Below are 17,423 nucleotides of genomic sequence, written 5' to 3'. Positions count from 1 at the left end.
CGCACCGCGTGACGGGCAGAATCGGAGGATGACCAGCAGCGACTCCCCCGCGCCCACCGTCCTCACCCTCGGCAGCGAGAGCCTGCGCCTCGCCCTGACGACCGCCGGGGCCGAGATGACGTCCCTCCGCGACGACGAGGGCCGCGAGTACCTGTGGCAGGCCGGCCCGGAGTGGCGCCGGCACGCTCCCGTCCTGTTCCCGATCATCGGGCGCCTCCCCGGCGACACGCTGCACCACGACGGCGCGGACCACCGGATGGGGCAGCACGGCTTCGCGCGGGACCGGGTCTTCGAGCTCGCGGGCGTCTCGGCGGACGAGGCGGTGTTCCGGCTCCGGAGCGACGACGCCACGCGCGCGGTGTTCCCCTTCGACTGGATGCTCCTCATCGCCTACGCCGTGACCGGCGCCTCGCTCCGGATCACCCAGACCGTCGAGAACAGGGGTCCCTCGCCGCTGGGCTTCTCGCTCGGCAACCACCCGGCCTTCGCGCTGCCGCTGCCCGAGGGCCGCGGCGAGCACCGCATCCGCTTCGCGCAGCCCGAGCCGGAGGGGTACCGCCGCGCTCCGGAGAACCTGCTGCTCGAGGCGCGCCACCCGGCGCCGCTCGAGGACGGGGTCCTGACAGTGGACGACGCGCACTTCGAGGAGGGCGTGATGATCTTCGACGAGCCGCGCCGGCGGACCCTCCGGCTCGAGGCCGACGGCGCCGCCCGCGCGATCGTCGTCGACACCGGGGACTTCGACGTGGTCGGCGTGTGGAAGCCCGTCGGGGCCCCGTTCGTCTGCCTCGAGCCCTGGCGGAGCGTCCCGACCCCCGAGGGCTGGGACGGCGACATCGTCGACAAGCCGCGCCAGATCGTCCTCGAGCCGGGCGGCCGGCGGTCGCTGTCCTACAGCATCGCGCTGAGCTGAACGTCCTCGCGCTGGATCTGCGCGTCGAGCAGCTCGAAGCGGCGGATGATCAGCCCCTCGCGGGTGGCCCAGGGGCAGATCACCAGCGTCTCGATGCCGAGGGCGTCCATGGCCGCCTCCGCGACGAGAGCGCCCGCGAGCAGCTGCGGAGCCCGCAGAGCGGAGACGCCGGGCAGCGCTGAGCGGTCGGCCGCGCTGATCGCGGCGAGGCGGGCGGACCACAGCCGGAGGTCGACCAGGTGCAGCTCCCGGCGCACCAGCGGACCGGCGGCGCTCGGAGCGGCGCCGGTGATCCGCGCCAGAGACCGGAAAGTCTTCGACGTGCCTGCGACCAGGTCGGGGCGCCCCAGGGCGAGGAAGCCGCGGACGGGCTCCGCGAGCACCTCGCGGGCGTGACGCCGGGCGGCCCTCACGCTCGTGGCCGAGGCGGGATCGCCGACCAGCAGGTCCCGCGTCACCCGCCCCGCTCCGAGCGGGACCGACACGGCGAGCTCGGGCACCTCGTCCACGCCCATCGAGAGCTCGAACGAGCCGCCGCCGATGTCGAGGTCCAGGATCGAGCCCGCGCCCCAGCCGAACCAGCGGCGCACGGCGAGGAAGGTGGCCGACGCCTCCGCCTCGCCGCCGAGCTCCTGGAGGTGCACTCCCGTCTCGGCGCGGACCCGGTCGAGGACAGCCGCGCCGTTGCCGGCCTCGCGGATCGCCGAGGTCGCGAACGCCAGCAGGTCCTCCGCGCGGTGCTCGCGGGCGACCTCCGCGGCCTCGGTCACGAACGCGATCAGCTCGCGCTGGCCCCGCTCGGTGATCTCCCCCGCCTCGTCGAGGTGCGCCACGAGAGCGAGGCTCCGCTTGTGCGAGCGGTAGGGCACCGGGCGGGCGCCGGGGTGCGCGTCGACGAGGAGCAGGTGGACCGTGTTGGAGCCGATGTCGAGCACGCCGAGTCGCATGGGTCCACGGTATCCGCCCGCGGAGGCGCGTCCCGCCACGCGGGCCGCCGGGGAACGCCGGAGGGCCCGGCCGCTCGCGCGACCGGGCCCTCCGGGGGTGCTGGACTCAGTGGTCCCAGTTCTCGGCCCTGTCGGCCGAGCTGGACGAGCCGACGATGTGCACCCGCATGTCGTTCGTCGTGCCGGCGCGCCCGGGGGGCGATCCGGAGACGACGACCACGGTCTCGCCCGCCTGGGCGAGGCCCTCGCGGAGCAGCACCGCGTCCACCTGCGCGAACATCGCGTCGGTGTGGTTGACGCGCGGCGTGACGAAGGACTGGACGCCCCAGTTCAGCGCCATGCGGCGGCGGACGGCCGGCTCGGGGGTGAAGCCGATGATCGGGATGCCGTGGCGCAGGCGCGTCATGCGGCGGACCGAGTCGCCCGACTCCGTGAACACGCAGAGGAACTTCGCCTCGACGAACTCCGCGACCTCGGCGGCGGCCAGCGTGACGGATCCGCCCTGGGTGCGGGGCTTGCTGCCCAGCGGGGGGATGCGCTCCAGGCCGTGCTCCTCGGTGGACTCGACGATTCGGGCCATGGTCTGCACGGTGACGACGGGCCAGGCTCCGACGCTGGTCTCGCCAGAGAGCATGACCGCGTCCGCGCCGTCGAGGATGGCGTTCGCGACGTCCGAGGCCTCGGCCCGCGTGGGGCGGGGGCTCTCGATCATCGACTCGAGCATCTGGGTCGCGACGATGACCGGCTTCGCCCAGCGGCGGGCGAGCTCGACGGCGTGCTTCTGCACGATCGGCACCGCCTCGAGGGGCAGCTCGACGCCGAGGTCGCCGCGGGCGACCATGATGCCGTCGAAGACGTCGATGATCTCCTGCAGGTTGTCGACCGCCTGCGGCTTCTCGATCTTGGCGATGACGGGCGCCTTGCGGCCCTCCTCCGCCATGATCTCGTGCACGCGCTCGATATCGCTGGCGTTGCGCACGAAGGAGAGGGCGATGATGTCGGCGCCGAGGCGGATCGCCCAGCGGAGGTCGTCCTCGTCCTTCTGGGAGAGGGCGGGGACGTTGACCGCGACACCGGGCAGGTTGATGCCCTTGTTGTTCGAGACGTTGCCGGGGACGACGACCTCGGTGACGACCCGGGGGCCCTCGACGGCGGTGACGCGGACAGCGACCTTGCCGTCGTCGATGAGGAGCATGTCGCCCGGGTTCACGTCGTCCGGGAGGCCCTTGAACGTGGTGCCCGAGAGCTCGCGCGTGCCGAGGACGTCCTCGGTGGTGATGGTGAAGACGTCGCCCTCGGCGAGGGCGTACGGGCCGCCCTCGAACTTGCCGAGGCGGATCTTCGGACCCTGCAGGTCGACGAGGATCGCGACCGCGCGCCCGGCGTCGTCCGCGGCCTTCCGCACGATGCGGTAGATGCCTTCGTGGACGTCGTAGCTTCCGTGACTGAGGTTCATGCGGGCCACGTCCACGCCGGCGTCGATGATCGCACGAATGGTCTCGTACGACGACGTTGCCGGGCCGAGGGTGGCGACGATTTTCGCTCGTCTCATTGAGGGGGTGCTCCGTTGTTCTGCGCCCGGAGGCGCGTCGTTAGCGGGGAGGGTGAGCTGATTGCTGGCGGGCCGAGACTATCGCGTCCCGGGGACTAGAGCGTGAAGCCCCGGTCGTTGGGGCCGACCGGCGCCGGCAGCTGGGTCGTGCCCTCGAGGTAGCGGTCGACCTCGGCCGCGACGGAGCGGCCCTCGGCGATCGCCCAGACGATCAGGGACTGGCCGCGCCCGGCGTCGCCGGCCACGAAGACGCCGGGGACGGTCGTCTCGAAGGCGTCGCCGCGCGCGACGTTGCCGCGCTCGGTGAAGGGGACGTCGAGCTGGCGGCCGAGGTGGTCCGCCTCCGGGCCGGTGAAGCCGAGGGCGAGCAGGACCAGGTCGGCCGGGATCTCGCGCTCGGTGCCCGCCTTGGGGACGCGGCGCCCGTCGAGGTACTCGGTCTCGGCCACGCGCACCGCGCGGACCTCGCCGCCCTCGTTCGCGAGGAACTCCACGGTCGACGCGAGGAACATCCGCTCCCCGCCCTCCTCGTGGGCGCTCGAGACCTCGAACACGGTCGGGTCCATCGGCCAGGGCTGGCTGTCCGGGCGCTGCGACGGCGGCTGCTGCCCGATCGCCAGGTTCGTGACCGACGCGGCCTTCTGGCGGTGGGCGGTGCCGATGCAGTCCGCTCCGGTGTCGCCTCCGCCCAGGACGACGACGTGCTTGCCCTCGGCCGAGATCTGCTCGAAGACGCGGTCGCCCGCGATCGCGCGGTTCGACTGCACGAGGTACTCCATGGCGAAGTGCACGCCGTCGAGGTCGCGCCCCGGGATCGGCAGGTCGCGCGGCACGAGAGCGCCGGTGGCGACCACGACCGCGTCGTAGCGCGCCCGCAGGTCGTCCCAGGTGATGTCGGAGCCGATGTCGACGCCCGCGCGGAACCGGGTGCCCTCGGCCTTCATCTGGTTCAGGCGGAGCTCGAGGTGCTTCTTCTCCATCTTGAAGTCCGGGATGCCGTAGCGCAGGAGGCCGCCGATGCGGTCGTCGCGCTCGTAGACCGCGACGGTGTGCCCGGCGCGGGTGAGCTGCTGAGCAGCGGCGAGCCCCGCCGGGCCGGAGCCGACGACCGCAACGGTCTTGCCGGTCAGGCGCTCCGGCGGGTGCGGCTGCACCCAGTCGTTGCCGAAGGCCTGATCGATGATCGAGACCTCGATCTGCTTGATCGTGACGGCGGGCTGATTGATGCCGAGCACGCAGGACGACTCGCACGGCGCCGGGCAGAGCCGGCCCGTGAACTCCGGGAAGTTGTTCGTCGCGTGCAGGCGCTCGATCGCCTGGCGGCCCTCGCCGCGCCACATCAGGTCGTTCCACTCGGGGATCAGGTTCCCCAGCGGGCAGCCCTTGTGGCAGAACGGGATGCCGCAGTCCATGCAGCGGCCCGCCTGCCGGCGCAGCACGGCGGAGTCGCCCTGCTCGTAGACCTCTTTCCAGTCCATCAGGCGGACGGACACGGGACGCCGCTTGGGCAGCTCCCGGTCCTGCACCTTCAGGAACCCCTTGGGATCAGCCACCGGTCACCTCCAGAATCCGTCCCCAGACGACGTCGCCGTCGGGGTCGAGCCCCTCCTCCACAGCGGATGCGCGCGTCGCGAGCACCGCGGCGAAGTCGCGGGGCAGTACCTTGACGAAACGCGAGACCGTTCCGTCGAAATCGTCGAGCATCCCCTGGGCCAGGGTCGACTCGGTCTCCGCGACGTGCCGCTCGAGCAGGTCGCGCAGGATCTCCACGTCGGCGCTGCCGAGCTCGGAGAGGGTCAGCTCGCCGGAGGCGATCGCGTCGCGGTTCACGAGCTCGCGGCGCAGGCCGTGGATGTAGGCCGTGCCGCCCGACATGCCGGCGCCGAGGTTCCGCCCGGTCTCGCCGAGGATCACCGCCAGGCCGCCGGTCATGTACTCGAGCGCGTGGTCGCCCACTCCCTCGACCACCGCGGTGGCGCCGGAGTTGCGGACCAGGAAGCGCTCGCCGACCATCCCGCGGATGAACATCGTGCCCTGGGTCGCCCCGTAGCCGATCACGTTGCCCGCGATCACGTTCGTCGAGGCGTCGAAGGTGCTGCGGCGGTCCGGCCGCACCACGATCTGGCCGCCCGAGAGGCCCTTGCCGACGTAGTCGTTGGAGTCGCCCTCGAGCCGCAGAGTGATGCCGGCGGGGAGGAACGCTCCGAGCGACTGCCCGGCCGAGCCGCGGAGCGACACGACGATGGAGTCGGCAGGCAGGCCGTTCTCGCCGAAGCGGACGGTGACCTCGTGGCCGAGCATGGTGCCGACGGCGCGCTCGGTGTTCTTGATCTCGCGCTCGATCCGCACGGTGCCGCGGTGGTCGAGCACGTTCGCCGCGAGGCGGATCAGCTCGTTGTCGAAGTGGTGCTCGAGCTCGTGCTCCTGCGCGCGGCCGTGGCGGCGCGGCTCCTCCGCCGTGAAGACCGGCCCGACGAGGATCGGCGTCAGGTCGAGCCCGCTCGCCTTCCAGTGCTCGATCGCCTGGTCGACGTCGAGCAGCTCGCGGTGGCCGACGATCTCGTCGACGCTCCGGAAGCCGAGCTGCGCGAGGTACTCGCGCACCTCCTGGGCGATGAACTCGAAGAAGTTGACGACGAACTCGGGCTTGCCGGAGAACCGCTGTCGCAGCTCCGGGTTCTGCGTCGCGACGCCCACCGGGCAGGTGTCGAGGTGGCAGACGCGCATCATGATGCAGCCCTCGACGATCAGCGGAGCCGTCGCGAAGCCGAACTCCTCGGCTCCGAGCAGCGCGCCGATGACGACGTCGCGACCGGTCTTCATCTGGCCGTCGACCTGCACGACCACGCGGTCGCGCATGCCGTTGAGCATCAGCGTCTGCTGGGTCTCGGCCAGGCCGAGCTCCCAGGGCGTGCCCGCGTGCTTGAGCGAGTTCACCGGGCTCGCGCCGGTGCCGCCGTCGTGACCCGAGACGAGGATCACGTCGGCGAGGGCCTTCGCGGTGCCGGCGGCGACCGCTCCGATGCCCGACTGGCTGACCAGCTTCGCGTGGATGCGCGCCGACGGGTTCGCCCGCTTGAGGTCGAAGATCAGCTGCTTCAGGTCCTCGATCGAGTAGATGTCGTGGTGCGGCGGCGGCGAGATCAGGCCGACACCGGCGGTCGCGTGTCGGGTGCGCGCGATCCACGGGTACACCTTCGTCGGCGGCAGCTGACCGCCCTCGCCGGGCTTGGCGCCCTGGGCGAGCTTGATCTGGATGTCGTCGGCGTGGGTGAGGTACATGCTCGTGACGCCGAAGCGGCCCGAGGCGACCTGCTTGATCGCGGAGCGGCGCTCCGGGTCGAGCAGCCGCTCGGTGTCCTCGCCGCCCTCGCCCGTGTTCGACTTGGCGCCGAGGCGGTTCATCGCGATGGCGAGCGTCTCGTGCGCCTCCGGCGAGATGGAGCCGTAGCTCATCGCGCCCGTCGAGAAGCGCTTCACGATCGCCTCGACCGGCTCGACCTCGTCGATCGGGATCGGCGTGCGCCCCGCGGTGTCGAGCTTGAACATGCCGCGGAGGGTCATCAGCGAGCTCGCCTGGTCGTCGACCATCTTCGTGTACTCGCGGAAGACGTCGTAGCGGCGGTTGCGCGTCGAGTGCTGCAGGCGGAACACCGTGTCCGGGTTGAACAGGTGCGGGGCGCCGTCGCGGCGCCACTGGTACTCGCCGCCGACCGCCAGGCGCTCATGCGCGACGATCGCGCCGTCCTCGGGGTACGCGGCGCGGTGACGCGCGGCGTTCTCCTCGGCGACGACGTCGATGCCGATGCCGCCGAGCTTCGAGACGGTGCCGGTGAAGTACTGGTCGACGAACGCCTGGCTGAGGCCGACGGCCTCGAAGGTCTGCGCCCCGGCGTAGCTCGACACGGTGGAGATGCCCATCTTGGACATGATCTTCAGCACGCCCTTGCCGAGCGCCTTGATCACGTTCTTCACGGCCTTCTCCGGCGAGACGTCCGACAGCATGCCGCTGCGGACGAGGTCCTCGCAGGTCTCCATCGCCAGGTACGGGTTGACCGCGGAGGCGCCGTAGCCGATGAGCGTCGCCACATGGTGCACCTCGCGGACGTCGCCCGCCTCGACCACGAGCCCCACTCGCATCCGGTTCTCGGTGCGGATGAGGTGGTGGTGCACGGCGGCGAGCATCAGCAGCGAGGGGATCGGCGCGAGGTCCTTGGTGGAGTCGCGGTCCGAGAGCACCAGGAACTGCGCTCCCGCGGCGATGGCCTCGTCGGCCTCGTCGCACATCTCGTCGATGCGGTCCTGCATCGCGCGGGGTCCCGCGTCGACGCGGTACAGGCCGCGGATCGTCGTGGTGATGTGGCTCAGCGGGCGCGGCGCGATGTGCTGGATCTTCGCGAGCTCGTCGTTGTCGATGACCGGGAAGTCGAGGACGACCTGGCGCGCGTGCTCGGCACCGGCGGTCAGCAGGTTGCGCTCGGGGCCGAGGCCCAGGCGGAGCGAGGTCACGACCTCCTCGCGGATCGAGTCCAGCGGCGGGTTCGTCACCTGCGCGAAGGCCTGCGTGAAGTAGTCGAAGAGCAGGCGGGGGCGCTTGGACAGGACGGCCACGGGGGTGTCCGAGCCCATCGCTCCGAGCGGCTCCGCACCGGCGCGCGCCATCGGCAGCAGGAGGAGGCGGACCTCCTCCTCGGTGTAGCCGAAGGTGCGCTGGCGGCGGTTGACCGAGGCGGGCGTATGCACGATGTGCTCGCGCTCGGGGAGGTCCTTGAGGTTGATGCGGCCCTTCTCGAGCCACTCCTCGAACGGACCGGAGGCGGCGAGCTGCCCCTTGATCTCCTCGTCCTCGACGATGCGGCCCTGCTCGGTGTCGACCAGGAACATGCGGCCGGGCTGCAGGCGTCCCTTGCGGACGACCTTCGCGGGGTCGATGTCGAGCACGCCGATCTCGCTGGCGAGCACCACGAGCCCGTCGTCGGTGACGACGTAGCGGCCGGGGCGGAGCCCGTTGCGGTCGAGGGTGGCGCCGACGAGCTCGCCGTCGGTGAAGACGATCGCGGCCGGGCCGTCCCACGGCTCCATGAGCATCGAGTGGTACTCGTAGAACGCGCGGCGCTTCGGGTCGAGCGCGCCGTCCTGGTTCTCCCAGGCCTCCGGCACCATCATCATGACCGCGTGCGGGAGCGACCGGCCGGCCAGGTTGAGCAGCTCGACAGTCTCGTCGAACGAGGCGGAGTCGCTGCGGCCGGGCGAGACGATCGGGAACAGCGGGGCCAGGTCGCCCAGCTCGCGGCTCTTCAGCTGCGACTGGCGCGCGCGCATCCAGTTGCGGTTGCCCTGCACCGTGTTGATCTCGCCGTTGTGCGCGATCATCCGGAACGGCTGAGCGAGCGGCCACGAGGGGAAGGTGTTGGTGGAGTACCGGGAGTGCACCAGCGCGAGCTTCGACGCGAAGCGCTCGTCGGACAGGTCCGGGTAGAACGGCTCCAGCTGGAGCGTCGTCACCATGCCCTTGTAGACGAGCGTGCGGCTCGAGAGCGACATGAAGTAGACCTCGAGCTCGCGCTCGACGCGCTTGCGCAGGCGGAAGGTCAGGCGGTCGAGGCGCACGGAGGAGAGGGGCGTGCCGCTCTCGTCGGTCAGCTCGCTCCGGATGAACAGCTGCTCGATCGCCGGCATGGCGGCCCGGGCGAGCGTGCCGATCTCGTCGGGCTGCACGGGCACGGACCGCCAGCCGACCACGGCGAGGTTCTCCTCGCGGGCGATGTCGGCGATCGTCGACTTGACCCGCTCGCGCTCGAACACGTCCACCGGGAGGAAGGCGTTGCCCACCGCGTACTGGCCCAGCGGCGGGAGCTCGAAGGGAGCGACCGCGCGGAGGAACTCGTCCGGGATCTGCGTGATGATCCCCGCGCCGTCGCCCGTTCCCGCGTCGGAGCCGACGGCGCCGCGGTGCTCGAGGTTGCGCAGCGCGTTCAGCGCGGCGTCGATGATGTCGTGGCCGGCGGTGCCGCGCATGGTGGCGACCATCGCGAGACCGCACGCGTCCTTCTCGGCGGCCGGGTCGTACATCCCCTGCGCCGGCGGCATGCCCAGGAAGGGCACGGCGCGGGCCGGGGTCGAGGGCTGGGCGGAGGCCATGGGAACCGTCCTCACGGGGGTGATGGCTGATCGGGACGTCGCTGGCCCGCGGTGGTGGAGGAGGAGCGGCTCCCCGATCGGGAGGGCCGCAGGGTTCTGCCGTGGCGCGAGCGTCGCGCGCCGCCGGCGGTGCCTGCACGACGACCCGCCCGCGGCAGCGCTCGTGGCTGCGCCGCGATGGGGCGGTCGTGGAGGTGTCGGGCACCCGGGAGGCGGTCGCGGAGGCTCCGCGACCTCCGTCAGGTGCGGGAGACCGTCGGCTTCTCGGCGTCGGTGCCGGAAGCAGGGGTGGTGGTGTCGTCGGAGTCGGACTCGACGTCCTCGAATTCTACCGCAGCCGGAGCGGGCGTCCACTCGCGACCCGGCCGGTAGGCCGAGGGCTCGGCGCCCGGGTGCTCGCGCTTCTGGATCACCACGAGGACCAGGCCGATGACCACGGCGATGAGCGCGGCCCAGACGTTGGTGCGGATGCCCCAGAAGAACTCGCTCGGGTCGATCCGGATGGACTCGAACCAGACGCGGCCGATCCCGTACCAGATCAGGTAGGCGGCGAAGACGGTGCCCCACTGCAGCTTGAGACGGCGCTCGAGCAGGAGGATGACCGCGATGCCGACGACGTTCCAGAGGATCTCGTAGAGGAAGGTCGGGTGGAAAAGCGTGCCCGCCGGGAGGCCGACGGGGAAGGCCGGGTTGGTGGTCTCGATCTCGAGGCCCCAGGGCAGGGTCGTGGGCAGGCCGAAGAGCTCGTGGTTGAACCAGTTGCCCAGACGCCCGAGCGCCTGCGCGGCGAGCATGCCGGGGGCGAGGGCGTCGGCGAAGGTCCAGAACCGCACTCCTGTCCAGCGGCAGCCGATGAACGCGCCGACCGCGCCTCCGATCAGCCCGCCGAAGATGGCGTTGCCGCCGTTCCAGATGCGGACGACCTCCCACGGGTCGGCGCCGTCGTAGAAGTAGTCGCCGGGGTGGGTGAGCACGTGGTAGGCGCGGGCGCCGACGATGCCGAGCGGCACGGCCCAGATGATGATGTCGAGCACGACCCACGGCTCCGCGCCGCGGCGCTTGAGGCGCTGGTTCGTCATGATCGTCGCCACGATGATCCCCGCGAGGATGCAGAGCGCGTAGGTGTGGATCGCGAGCGTGAAGGTGCCGATCGTGAGGTCGTACTGACTCCACGCGTCGGGGGGGCTCGGAATGCTCAGCGGTACGGACACCGGTACTCGACCTTTCGAAGGAGGGGGTCCCCCGGGCACGGCTCGGCCGCGCCCCGGTGGGCATCCCGATTGTAGCGGGAGGGTGTCAGCGCGCGGAGCGCAGGCGGGTGCCCTCGGCGAGGCCGCGGGAGGTCTCGGCGACCGCGTCGACCCCGCCGGACGCCAGCGCCCGCACCAGGGCGGATCCGACGATGGCGCCGTCCGCGTAGGCGAGGATCTCGGCGACCTGCTCGCCGGTCGAGATGCCCAGGCCGACGCACGCGCTCTCGGAGCCGGCGGCGCGGAGGCGGTCGACCAGGGTGCGGGCCGCGGAGTCGACATCGGTGCGCGCGCCGGTGATGCCCATCGTCGAGACCGCGTAGACGAATCCACGGCTCGAGTCGACGGCCTGGCGCAGGCGCGTGTCCGTCGAGGACGGCGCCGCGAGGAACACGCGGTCGAGTCCGAGCCGCTCGGAGACGGCGAGCCACTCGGCGCCCTCGTCCGGGATCAGGTCGGGCGTGATGAGGCCGGACCCGCCTGCCTCGGCCAGATCGGTGGCGAAGCGCTCGACCCCGTACTGCAGGACGGGGTTGTAGTAGGTCATCACCAGGACCGGCACGTCGACGCGCGCTCGGATCTCGCGGACGGCCTCGAAGCCGTGGCGGAGGCGGAAGCCGCCCGCGATGGCGGCCTGGGTCGCCTCCTGGATGACGGGTCCGTCCATCACCGGATCGGAGTAGGGCAGACCGAGCTCGATCGCGTCGACGCCGTTCTCCGCCATGGCCACGGCGGCGTCGATGCTGGTCGGCAGGTCGGGGAAGCCGACGGGGAGGTAGCCGATCAGGGCGCCCGCCGCCTCCTCGTTCCGGCGCCGGACGGTCTCGGCGACGCTCGGTCCGCGGCCGCTCACGACTGCACCGCGCCCTGGTCCATGAGGCCGAAGTAGTGCGCTGCGGTCGTCATGTCCTTGTCGCCGCGGCCCGAGAGGTTGACCAGGATGGTGGCCTCGGGGCCGAGCTCGCGCCCGAGCTCCAGCGTGCCGGCCAGCGCGTGCGCGGACTCGATCGCGGGGATGATCCCCTCGGTGCGGCTGAGCAGCATGAGCGCGTCCATCGCGGCCGAGTCGGTGACCGCGCGGTAGTCGGCGCGGCCGATGCTCGAGAGCCACGCGTGCTCCGGGCCGATGCCCGGGTAGTCGAGGCCGGCCGAGATCGAGTGCGACTCGACGGTCTGGCCGTCCTCGTCCTGGAGGAGGAAGCTGCGGGCACCGTGCAGGACGCCGGGGCGGCCCTTGCTGATGGTCGCCGCGTGGCGGGGGGTCTCGATCCCGTCGCCGCCGGCCTCGAAGCCGACGAGGCGGACCTCGGGGTCGTCGAGGAAGGCGTGGAAGATCCCCATCGCGTTGGAGCCGCCGCCGACGCAGGCGGTGACCGCGGTGGGCAGCGAGCCGGTCAGCTCGAGGACCTGCTCGCGCGCCTCCTCGCCGATGATCTTCTGGAAGTCGCGGACGAGGGCCGGGAACGGATGCGGGCCCGCGACGGTGCCGAAGATGTAGTTCGTGGTGCCGACGTTCGTCACCCAGTCGCGCATCGCGTCGTTGATCGCGTCCTTGAGGGTGCGCGAGCCGGTCGTCACGGGGATCACCTCGGCGCCGAGCAGGCGCATGCGGGCGACGTTGAGGGCCTGGCGCTCGGTGTCGACCTCGCCCATGTAGACCACGCAGTCGAGGCCGAACAGGGCGGCGGCCGTGGCGGTCGCGACGCCGTGCTGGCCCGCTCCCGTCTCGGCGATGACGCGGGTCTTGCCGATCCGCTTCGTGAGCAGCGCCTGGCCCAGCACGTTGTTGATCTTGTGCGAGCCGGTGTGGTTGAGGTCCTCGCGCTTGAGGATGATCCGTGCTCCGCCGGCGTGCTCGGCGAACCGCGGCACCTCGGTGATGATCGACGGACGGCCGGTGTAGCTGCGGTGCAGCTCCATCAGCTCGGCCGCGAACGCGGGATCGACCTTCGTGCGCTCGTACTCGGCGCTCAGCTCGTCGAGGGCCTCGACGAGGGACTCGGGGACGTAGCGTCCGCCGAACTCGCCGAAGTAGGGGCCGAGTTCATCCCGGAGTGCCATGGGGGTACCGCCTATCGGTGTGGTCAGTGCGCCAGGAAGCCGGCGAGGGTGGAGACGGGGTCGCCGCCGGTGACGAGAGCCTCGCCCACGAGGACGACGTCGGCTCCGGAGCCGCGGTAGTGCGCGACGTCGTCGGCGGTGAGGACGGCCGATTCGGCCACCTTCACCGCGTCGTCGGGGAAGCGCTCGGAGAGGCGGCCGAAGAGGTCGCGGTCGAGCTGGAAGGTGGAGAGGTCGCGGGCGTTCACGCCGATGAGCCGCGCGCCGAGGTCGGCGGCCCGCTCGAGCTCGTCGGCGGAGTGCGTCTCGACGAGCGGGGTCATCCCCAGCTCGAGGACGAGGGCGTGCAGCTCGGCGAGCAGGGGCTGCTCGAGCGCGGCGACGATGAGGAGGACCAGGTCGGCTCCGGCCGCGCGGGCCTCGAGGACCTGGTAGGGCTCGGCGACGAAGTCCTTGCGCAGGACGGGGATCGACACGCGCTCGCGGACCGCCTCGAGGTCCGCGAGGGACCCCTTGAAGCGGCGCTCCTCGGTGAGGACGCTGATCGCGCTCGCTCCCCCGAGCTCGTACTGTCCGGCCAGCTCGGCGGGGACGGGGATGTCGGCGAGGGCTCCGCGCGACGGGCTGGCGCGCTTCACCTCGGCGATGATCCTGACGCGCTCGGCGGGGGCCAGAGCGGCCAGGGCGTCGAGGGCGGGCGTCTGGGCGAGCGCGCGGCGCTCGACGGCTTCGAGCGGGGCGCTCTCGCGGCGCCGGGCCGCGTCGGCCAGGGCGCCGGCGGTGAGGTCGGCGAGCACCTAGGCGCGCGCCTTCGGGTTCGCCTTCGCGCCGTTGACGCCGTAGCCCGCCTTGGCCATGCCCATGCCCACGAGCAGACCCACCACGACCAGGCCGGCCGAGAGCCAGACCACCAGGGGCACGTCGAACCAGAACGCGATCGTGCCGATCGTGAATCCGACCAGCATGATGACGACGGCCGTCCACGCTGCGGGCGAGTGGCCGTGGTTGTCGTCGTCGTGCTCGGTGCTCATGGGTCTCCTCCTGGGGGTGCATCGGGACCAGAGCAGTCTAGCGTGAGGCGCCTGAGCGCCCGGCCCCGGACTCGCCTGCGCAGCCGCCTGCAGGAGGCGGGGATGCCGGACCGCCGGACACGACCCCGGCCGGTGTCAGCGGCCCGAGGTGGGGTCGTCGCCGCGCGAGAGCTCGTCCCACGAGACGACCGGGTCGATGTCGCCGTCGTCCGTCTGCACGGTCGACGCGCCGTGGCCGTAGCCGTCGGCGGGCTCGAAGCGGGACGCGCGCTTCCGCGCCGCTCCCGGCCAGCGGCGCGAGGTCGCGAGGACGCCGATCCCGAGCAGCGCGGTGAGCACGCCGCAGACCAGGGCGACGACGGGCCAGGCCGTCGCGGAGGACGAGGCCACGAGCGCGGCGACGGACTGCTCCCCCGCGATGGCGGTCGCCTCCGTGACCAGCGAGGCGCCGGCGCGCACGGGGTCGCCCAGTGCCGTCGCGGCCGCGAGCACCACCGAGGCGCCGAGGACGGCCTGGAGCACACCGAGCACGATCCGGAAGACGGGGCCGGCGATGGCGAGGGCCGCGGCGAGAGCGAGGCCCGCGAGCGCCAGGGCGGAGAGCGCGGGCGCGGCGACGGTCCCGGCCACGTCGATCCGCTGGCCCTCCCCCTCGATCGCGGCCAGGGTCAGCGTGGACCAGGTCTGGGTGGAGGCGGTCAGCTCGAGCGCGGCGAGCAGCACGACCCCGAGGATCGCCGTGTACTTCAGCCGCCGTCCGCTCATGCTCACTCCGCCGGGCCGAGGCCGGTGAACGGCACGAGGGGGTCGACGTCGAAGCAGGCGTGCTCGCCCGTGTGGCAGGCTGCGCCGATCTGCTCGACCTGGACCAGCACGGTGTCGGCGTCGCAGTCGAGGGCGGCACCCCGCACGTACTGCGCGTGCCCGGACGTGTCGCCCTTGCGCCAGTACTCCTGGCGCGAGCGCGACCAGAAGGTGACGCGGCCCTCGGTGAGGGTGCGCCGGAGAGCCTCGCGGTCCATCCAGCCCATCATGAGCACCTCGCGGGTGTCGTGCTGCTGGATGATCGCGGGCAGGAGCCCGGTCGGATCGAAGGCGGCGCGGTCCAGGACGGCGTCGAGCTCGGCGGGGGTCATCGGATCTCGATCCCGGAGGCGGCGAGCGCGCGCTTGACGTCGCCGATCGTCAGCTCGCGGTTGTGGAAGACGGAGGCGGCGAGCACGGCGTCGGCTCCCGCGTCGACGGCCGGAGCGAAGTGCTCGACGGCGCCGGCGCCTCCGGAGGCGATGACCGGCACGGAGCTCAGCTCGCGCATCGCGGCGATCAGCTCGAGGTCGAAGCCCTGCTTGGTGCCGTCTGCGTCGATGGAGTTGACCAGCAGCTCCCCGGCGCCGCGCTCGACGGCCTCGGCCGCCCAGGCCAGGGCGTCGAGCTCGGTCTCGCGGCGTCCGCCGTGAGTGGTGACGACGAAGCCGGACGCCGTGGCGTCGCTCCGCTTGACGTCGAGCGAGAGCACGAGCACCTGCGCGCCGAAGACGTCGGCGATCTCGCCGAGGAGCTCGGGCCGGGCGATCGCGGCGGAGTTGACGCCCACCTTGTCGGCGCCGTGCGCGAGCAGTCGCGAGACGTCCTCGGCGCTGCGCACGCCCCCGCCGACCGTGAGCGGGATGAAGACCTGCTCGGCGGTCGCCCGCACCACGTCGTAGGTGGTCGAGCGGTCGTCGACCGTGGCGGTGACGTCGAGGAAGGTCAGCTCGTCGGCGCCCTGCTCGAAGTAGAGGCGGGCGAGCTCGACGGGGTCGCCCGCATCGCGCAGGTTCTGGAAGTTGACGCCCTTCACGACGCGGCCGGCGGCGACGTCGAGGCAGGGGATGACGCGGACGGCGAGACTCATCGGCTCCCCCTCTACAGGCGCGCGGCGTGGATGGAGGTGACCAGGATCGCGCGGGCGCCCAGGTCGTACAGGCGGTCCATCACCTGGTTCATGTCCGCGCGCGGCACCATCACGCGGACGGCCACCCACTCGGCGTCGTGCAGCGGCGAGACCGTCGGGGACTCGAAGCCCGGGGCGATCGCCGTGGCGCTCTCCAGGAGCGCGACGGGGCAGTCGTAGTCGAGCAGCACGTACTCGCGGGCGACCAGCACGCCCTGCAGGCGGCGCAGCAGCACCGGGATGCCCTCGGGCTCCCCTGCGGCGGAGACCAGGACGGCGGTCGAGTCCAGGATGACCGGGCCGAAGATCTCGAGGCCGGCCTTGCGGAGCGTGGTGCCGGTCTCGACGACATCGGCGATGACGTCGGCGACGCCGAGCTGGATCGCGGACTCGACCGCGCCGTCGAGGCGGATCAGCGTCACCTCGACGCCGTGCTCCCGGAGGAAGCGGCCCACGAGGCCCGGGTAGCTGGTCGCCACGCGGAGGCCGTCGATCTGCGCGAGCTCGTCGTAGCGGCCTGCGGGCCCGGCGAAGCGGAAGGTGGAGTTCGCGAAGCCGAGGCTCGCGATCTCGCGCGCCTCGGAGCCGGAGTCGATCAGGAGGTCGCGGCCGGTGACCCCGACGTCGAGAGCGCCGGAGCCGACGTAGGTGGCGATGTCGCGCGGGCGCAGGTAGAAGAACTCCACCCCGTTGCGCTCGTCGACGACGTGCAGCTCCTTCGGGTCGCGACGGCCGGTGTAGCCGGCCTCCGCGAGCATCTGACCGGCGGTCTCCGAGAGGGAGCCCTTGTTGGGGACGGCGACGCGCAGGAGCGCCGGGGCGGGGGTGGTGGTCACGGGATGTCCTTCATGACTCGACGGCTGTTCAGGGGGCGGCACGGCTCCTCGGGGAGCGTGCGGGCGCGACGGCGCGGAGCGGAGGCGCACCCCGGCGAGCGGGGCGGGGCTCACAGATGCCGGTAGACGTCGGCCGTCGTCAGTCCCTTGGCGAGCATGAGCACCTGCAGGTGGTAGAGCAGCTGCGAGATCTCCTCGGCGGTGCGCTCGTCGCCCTCGTACTCGGCGGCCATCCACACCTCGGCGGCCTCCTCGACGATCTTCTTGCCGATGAAGTGCACGCCGGCGTCGAGCTCGCGGACGGTGCCCGAACCCTCGGGACGGGCGGCGGCCTTCTCGCCCAGCTCAGCGAAGAGGTCGTCGAAAGTTTTCACCGGGGAAGTCTATACGGCGGCCGGGCGCGGGCCACCTCAGTGCCGGTGCAGGTGAGCGGTCGCCGTCTCGCGCAGCGACGCGATCGCGGCCTCCGGGTCGTCCGCGCCGAAGACCGCGGAGCCCGCGACGAAGGTGTCGGCTCCCGCCTCCGCTGCGATCTCGATCGTGCCGGGAGCGATCCCGCCGTCGACCTGGAGCCAGACGTCGAGCCCGGTGCGGTCCACCACGTTCCGGAGGGTCCGCAGCTTGGGCATCGTCTCCTCTATGAAGGACTGGCCCCCGAAGCCGGGCTCGACCGTCATCACGAGGACCTGGTCGAACTCGGGCAGGAGGTCGAGGTAGTCGTCCACCATCGTGCCCGGCTTGAGCGCGATCCCCGCCCGC

At 72.1% G+C, this 17,423-nt stretch carries 15 protein-coding genes and 1 pseudogene; 1 reads left to right on the top strand and 15 read right to left on the bottom strand.

The window, feature by feature from the left end:
* Positions 1-28: 28 nt before the first annotated feature.
* Positions 29-913, top strand: coding sequence for an aldose 1-epimerase family protein (locus C5D04_RS11995; RefSeq protein WP_181072778.1), 885 nt, complete (start codon positions 29-31; stop codon positions 911-913).
* On the opposite strand, the gene C5D04_RS11990 is transcribed toward C5D04_RS11995, so the two are convergent.
* From C5D04_RS11990 to C5D04_RS11920, 15 genes and pseudogenes are all read right to left on the bottom strand, one after another.
* On the bottom strand, positions 892-1,860 hold the full coding sequence (locus C5D04_RS11990) for an exopolyphosphatase (RefSeq protein ID WP_104347758.1): 969 nt from the start codon (positions 1,858-1,860) through the stop codon (positions 892-894). The genes C5D04_RS11995 and C5D04_RS11990 overlap by 22 nt on opposite strands.
* 106 nt (positions 1,861-1,966) lie before the next feature.
* Positions 1,967-3,412 (bottom strand): pyruvate kinase, encoded by a 1,446-nt coding sequence (gene pyk / locus C5D04_RS11985; protein ID WP_104221869.1) that lies wholly within the window; start codon positions 3,410-3,412, stop codon positions 1,967-1,969.
* A gap of 95 nt (positions 3,413-3,507) precedes the next feature.
* On the bottom strand, positions 3,508-4,965 hold the full coding sequence (locus C5D04_RS11980; protein WP_104246790.1) for a glutamate synthase subunit beta: 1,458 nt from the start codon (positions 4,963-4,965) through the stop codon (positions 3,508-3,510).
* Positions 4,958-9,553 (bottom strand): glutamate synthase large subunit, encoded by a 4,596-nt coding sequence (gene gltB, locus C5D04_RS11975; RefSeq protein ID WP_104232656.1) that lies wholly within the window; start codon positions 9,551-9,553, stop codon positions 4,958-4,960. Before gltB ends, C5D04_RS11980 begins: the two co-directional genes overlap by 8 nt.
* 239 nt (positions 9,554-9,792) lie before the next feature.
* Positions 9,793-10,764, bottom strand: coding sequence for a prolipoprotein diacylglyceryl transferase (gene lgt / locus C5D04_RS11970; RefSeq protein WP_258059820.1), 972 nt, complete (start codon positions 10,762-10,764; stop codon positions 9,793-9,795).
* An 85-nt stretch (positions 10,765-10,849) separates the two neighbouring features.
* Positions 10,850-11,656, bottom strand: a complete 807-nt coding sequence (trpA, locus tag C5D04_RS11965; protein ID WP_104232657.1) for a tryptophan synthase subunit alpha — start codon at positions 11,654-11,656, stop codon at positions 10,850-10,852.
* Positions 11,653-12,864, bottom strand: coding sequence for a tryptophan synthase subunit beta (gene trpB / locus C5D04_RS11960; RefSeq protein ID WP_104225310.1), 1,212 nt, complete (start codon positions 12,862-12,864; stop codon positions 11,653-11,655). The genes trpA and trpB overlap by 4 nt, the downstream gene beginning before the upstream one ends.
* 23 nt (positions 12,865-12,887) lie before the next feature.
* Positions 12,888-13,661, bottom strand: a complete 774-nt coding sequence (gene trpC / locus C5D04_RS11955; RefSeq protein ID WP_104347757.1) for an indole-3-glycerol phosphate synthase TrpC — start codon at positions 13,659-13,661, stop codon at positions 12,888-12,890.
* The gene (locus tag C5D04_RS11950) at positions 13,662-13,895 is read right to left on the bottom strand and encodes a DUF6704 family protein (protein WP_104221860.1); all 234 of its coding nucleotides are present in this window, start codon (positions 13,893-13,895) and stop codon (positions 13,662-13,664) included. It lies immediately after the preceding gene.
* A gap of 135 nt (positions 13,896-14,030) precedes the next feature.
* Entirely contained in the window at positions 14,031-14,660 is a 630-nt protein-coding gene (locus C5D04_RS11945; RefSeq protein ID WP_104292125.1) for a Trp biosynthesis-associated membrane protein, read from the bottom strand.
* Positions 14,661-14,662: 2 nt separating this feature from the next.
* Complete coding sequence (gene hisI, locus C5D04_RS11940) at positions 14,663-15,031, bottom strand: phosphoribosyl-AMP cyclohydrolase (protein ID WP_104292126.1); 369 nt, start codon at positions 15,029-15,031, stop codon at positions 14,663-14,665.
* A complete protein-coding gene (hisF, locus tag C5D04_RS11935) occupies positions 15,028-15,789 on the bottom strand; it encodes an imidazole glycerol phosphate synthase subunit HisF (RefSeq protein ID WP_104221853.1) in 762 nt (253 codons plus the stop codon). The genes hisI and hisF overlap by 4 nt, the downstream gene beginning before the upstream one ends.
* 11 nt (positions 15,790-15,800) lie before the next feature.
* Complete coding sequence (hisG, locus tag C5D04_RS11930) at positions 15,801-16,664, bottom strand: ATP phosphoribosyltransferase (protein ID WP_104232660.1); 864 nt, start codon at positions 16,662-16,664, stop codon at positions 15,801-15,803.
* A 110-nt stretch (positions 16,665-16,774) separates the two neighbouring features.
* Entirely contained in the window at positions 16,775-17,038 is a 264-nt protein-coding gene (locus C5D04_RS11925; RefSeq protein ID WP_055791842.1) for a phosphoribosyl-ATP diphosphatase, read from the bottom strand.
* 36 nt (positions 17,039-17,074) lie between these two features.
* Positions 17,075-17,423: pseudogene (locus C5D04_RS11920) on the bottom strand (ribulose-phosphate 3-epimerase); the annotation flags it as partial.

Origin of the sequence: Rathayibacter sp. AY1D2 (assembly GCF_002932695.1) — a bacterium.
In the GTDB taxonomy this organism is placed as follows: domain Bacteria; phylum Actinomycetota; class Actinomycetes; order Actinomycetales; family Microbacteriaceae; genus Rathayibacter.
Note: the sequence above shows the minus strand (reverse complement) of the source record. Positions and strands in the feature narration are given on the sequence as shown.

Bases quoted from the DNA above. Each gene is read 5' to 3' on its own strand.
- C5D04_RS11945 (WP_104292125.1), bottom strand. From the start codon at position 14,660: ATGAGCGGACGGCGGCTGAAGTACACGGCGATCCTCGGGGTCGTGCTG.
- C5D04_RS11990 (WP_104347758.1), bottom strand. From the start codon at position 1,860: ATGCGACTCGGCGTGCTCGACATCGGCTCCAACACGGTCCACCTGCTC.
- hisF (WP_104221853.1), bottom strand. From the start codon at position 15,789: ATGAGTCTCGCCGTCCGCGTCATCCCCTGCCTCGACGTCGCCGCCGGC.
- C5D04_RS11950 (WP_104221860.1), bottom strand. From the start codon at position 13,895: ATGAGCACCGAGCACGACGACGACAACCACGGCCACTCGCCCGCAGCG.
- trpB (WP_104225310.1), bottom strand. From the start codon at position 12,864: ATGGCACTCCGGGATGAACTCGGCCCCTACTTCGGCGAGTTCGGCGGA.
- hisI (WP_104292126.1), bottom strand. From the start codon at position 15,031: ATGACCCCCGCCGAGCTCGACGCCGTCCTGGACCGCGCCGCCTTCGAT.
- C5D04_RS11995 (WP_181072778.1), top strand. From the start codon at position 29: ATGACCAGCAGCGACTCCCCCGCGCCCACCGTCCTCACCCTCGGCAGC.
- gltB (WP_104232656.1), bottom strand. From the start codon at position 9,553: ATGGCCTCCGCCCAGCCCTCGACCCCGGCCCGCGCCGTGCCCTTCCTG.
- pyk (WP_104221869.1), bottom strand. From the start codon at position 3,412: ATGAGACGAGCGAAAATCGTCGCCACCCTCGGCCCGGCAACGTCGTCG.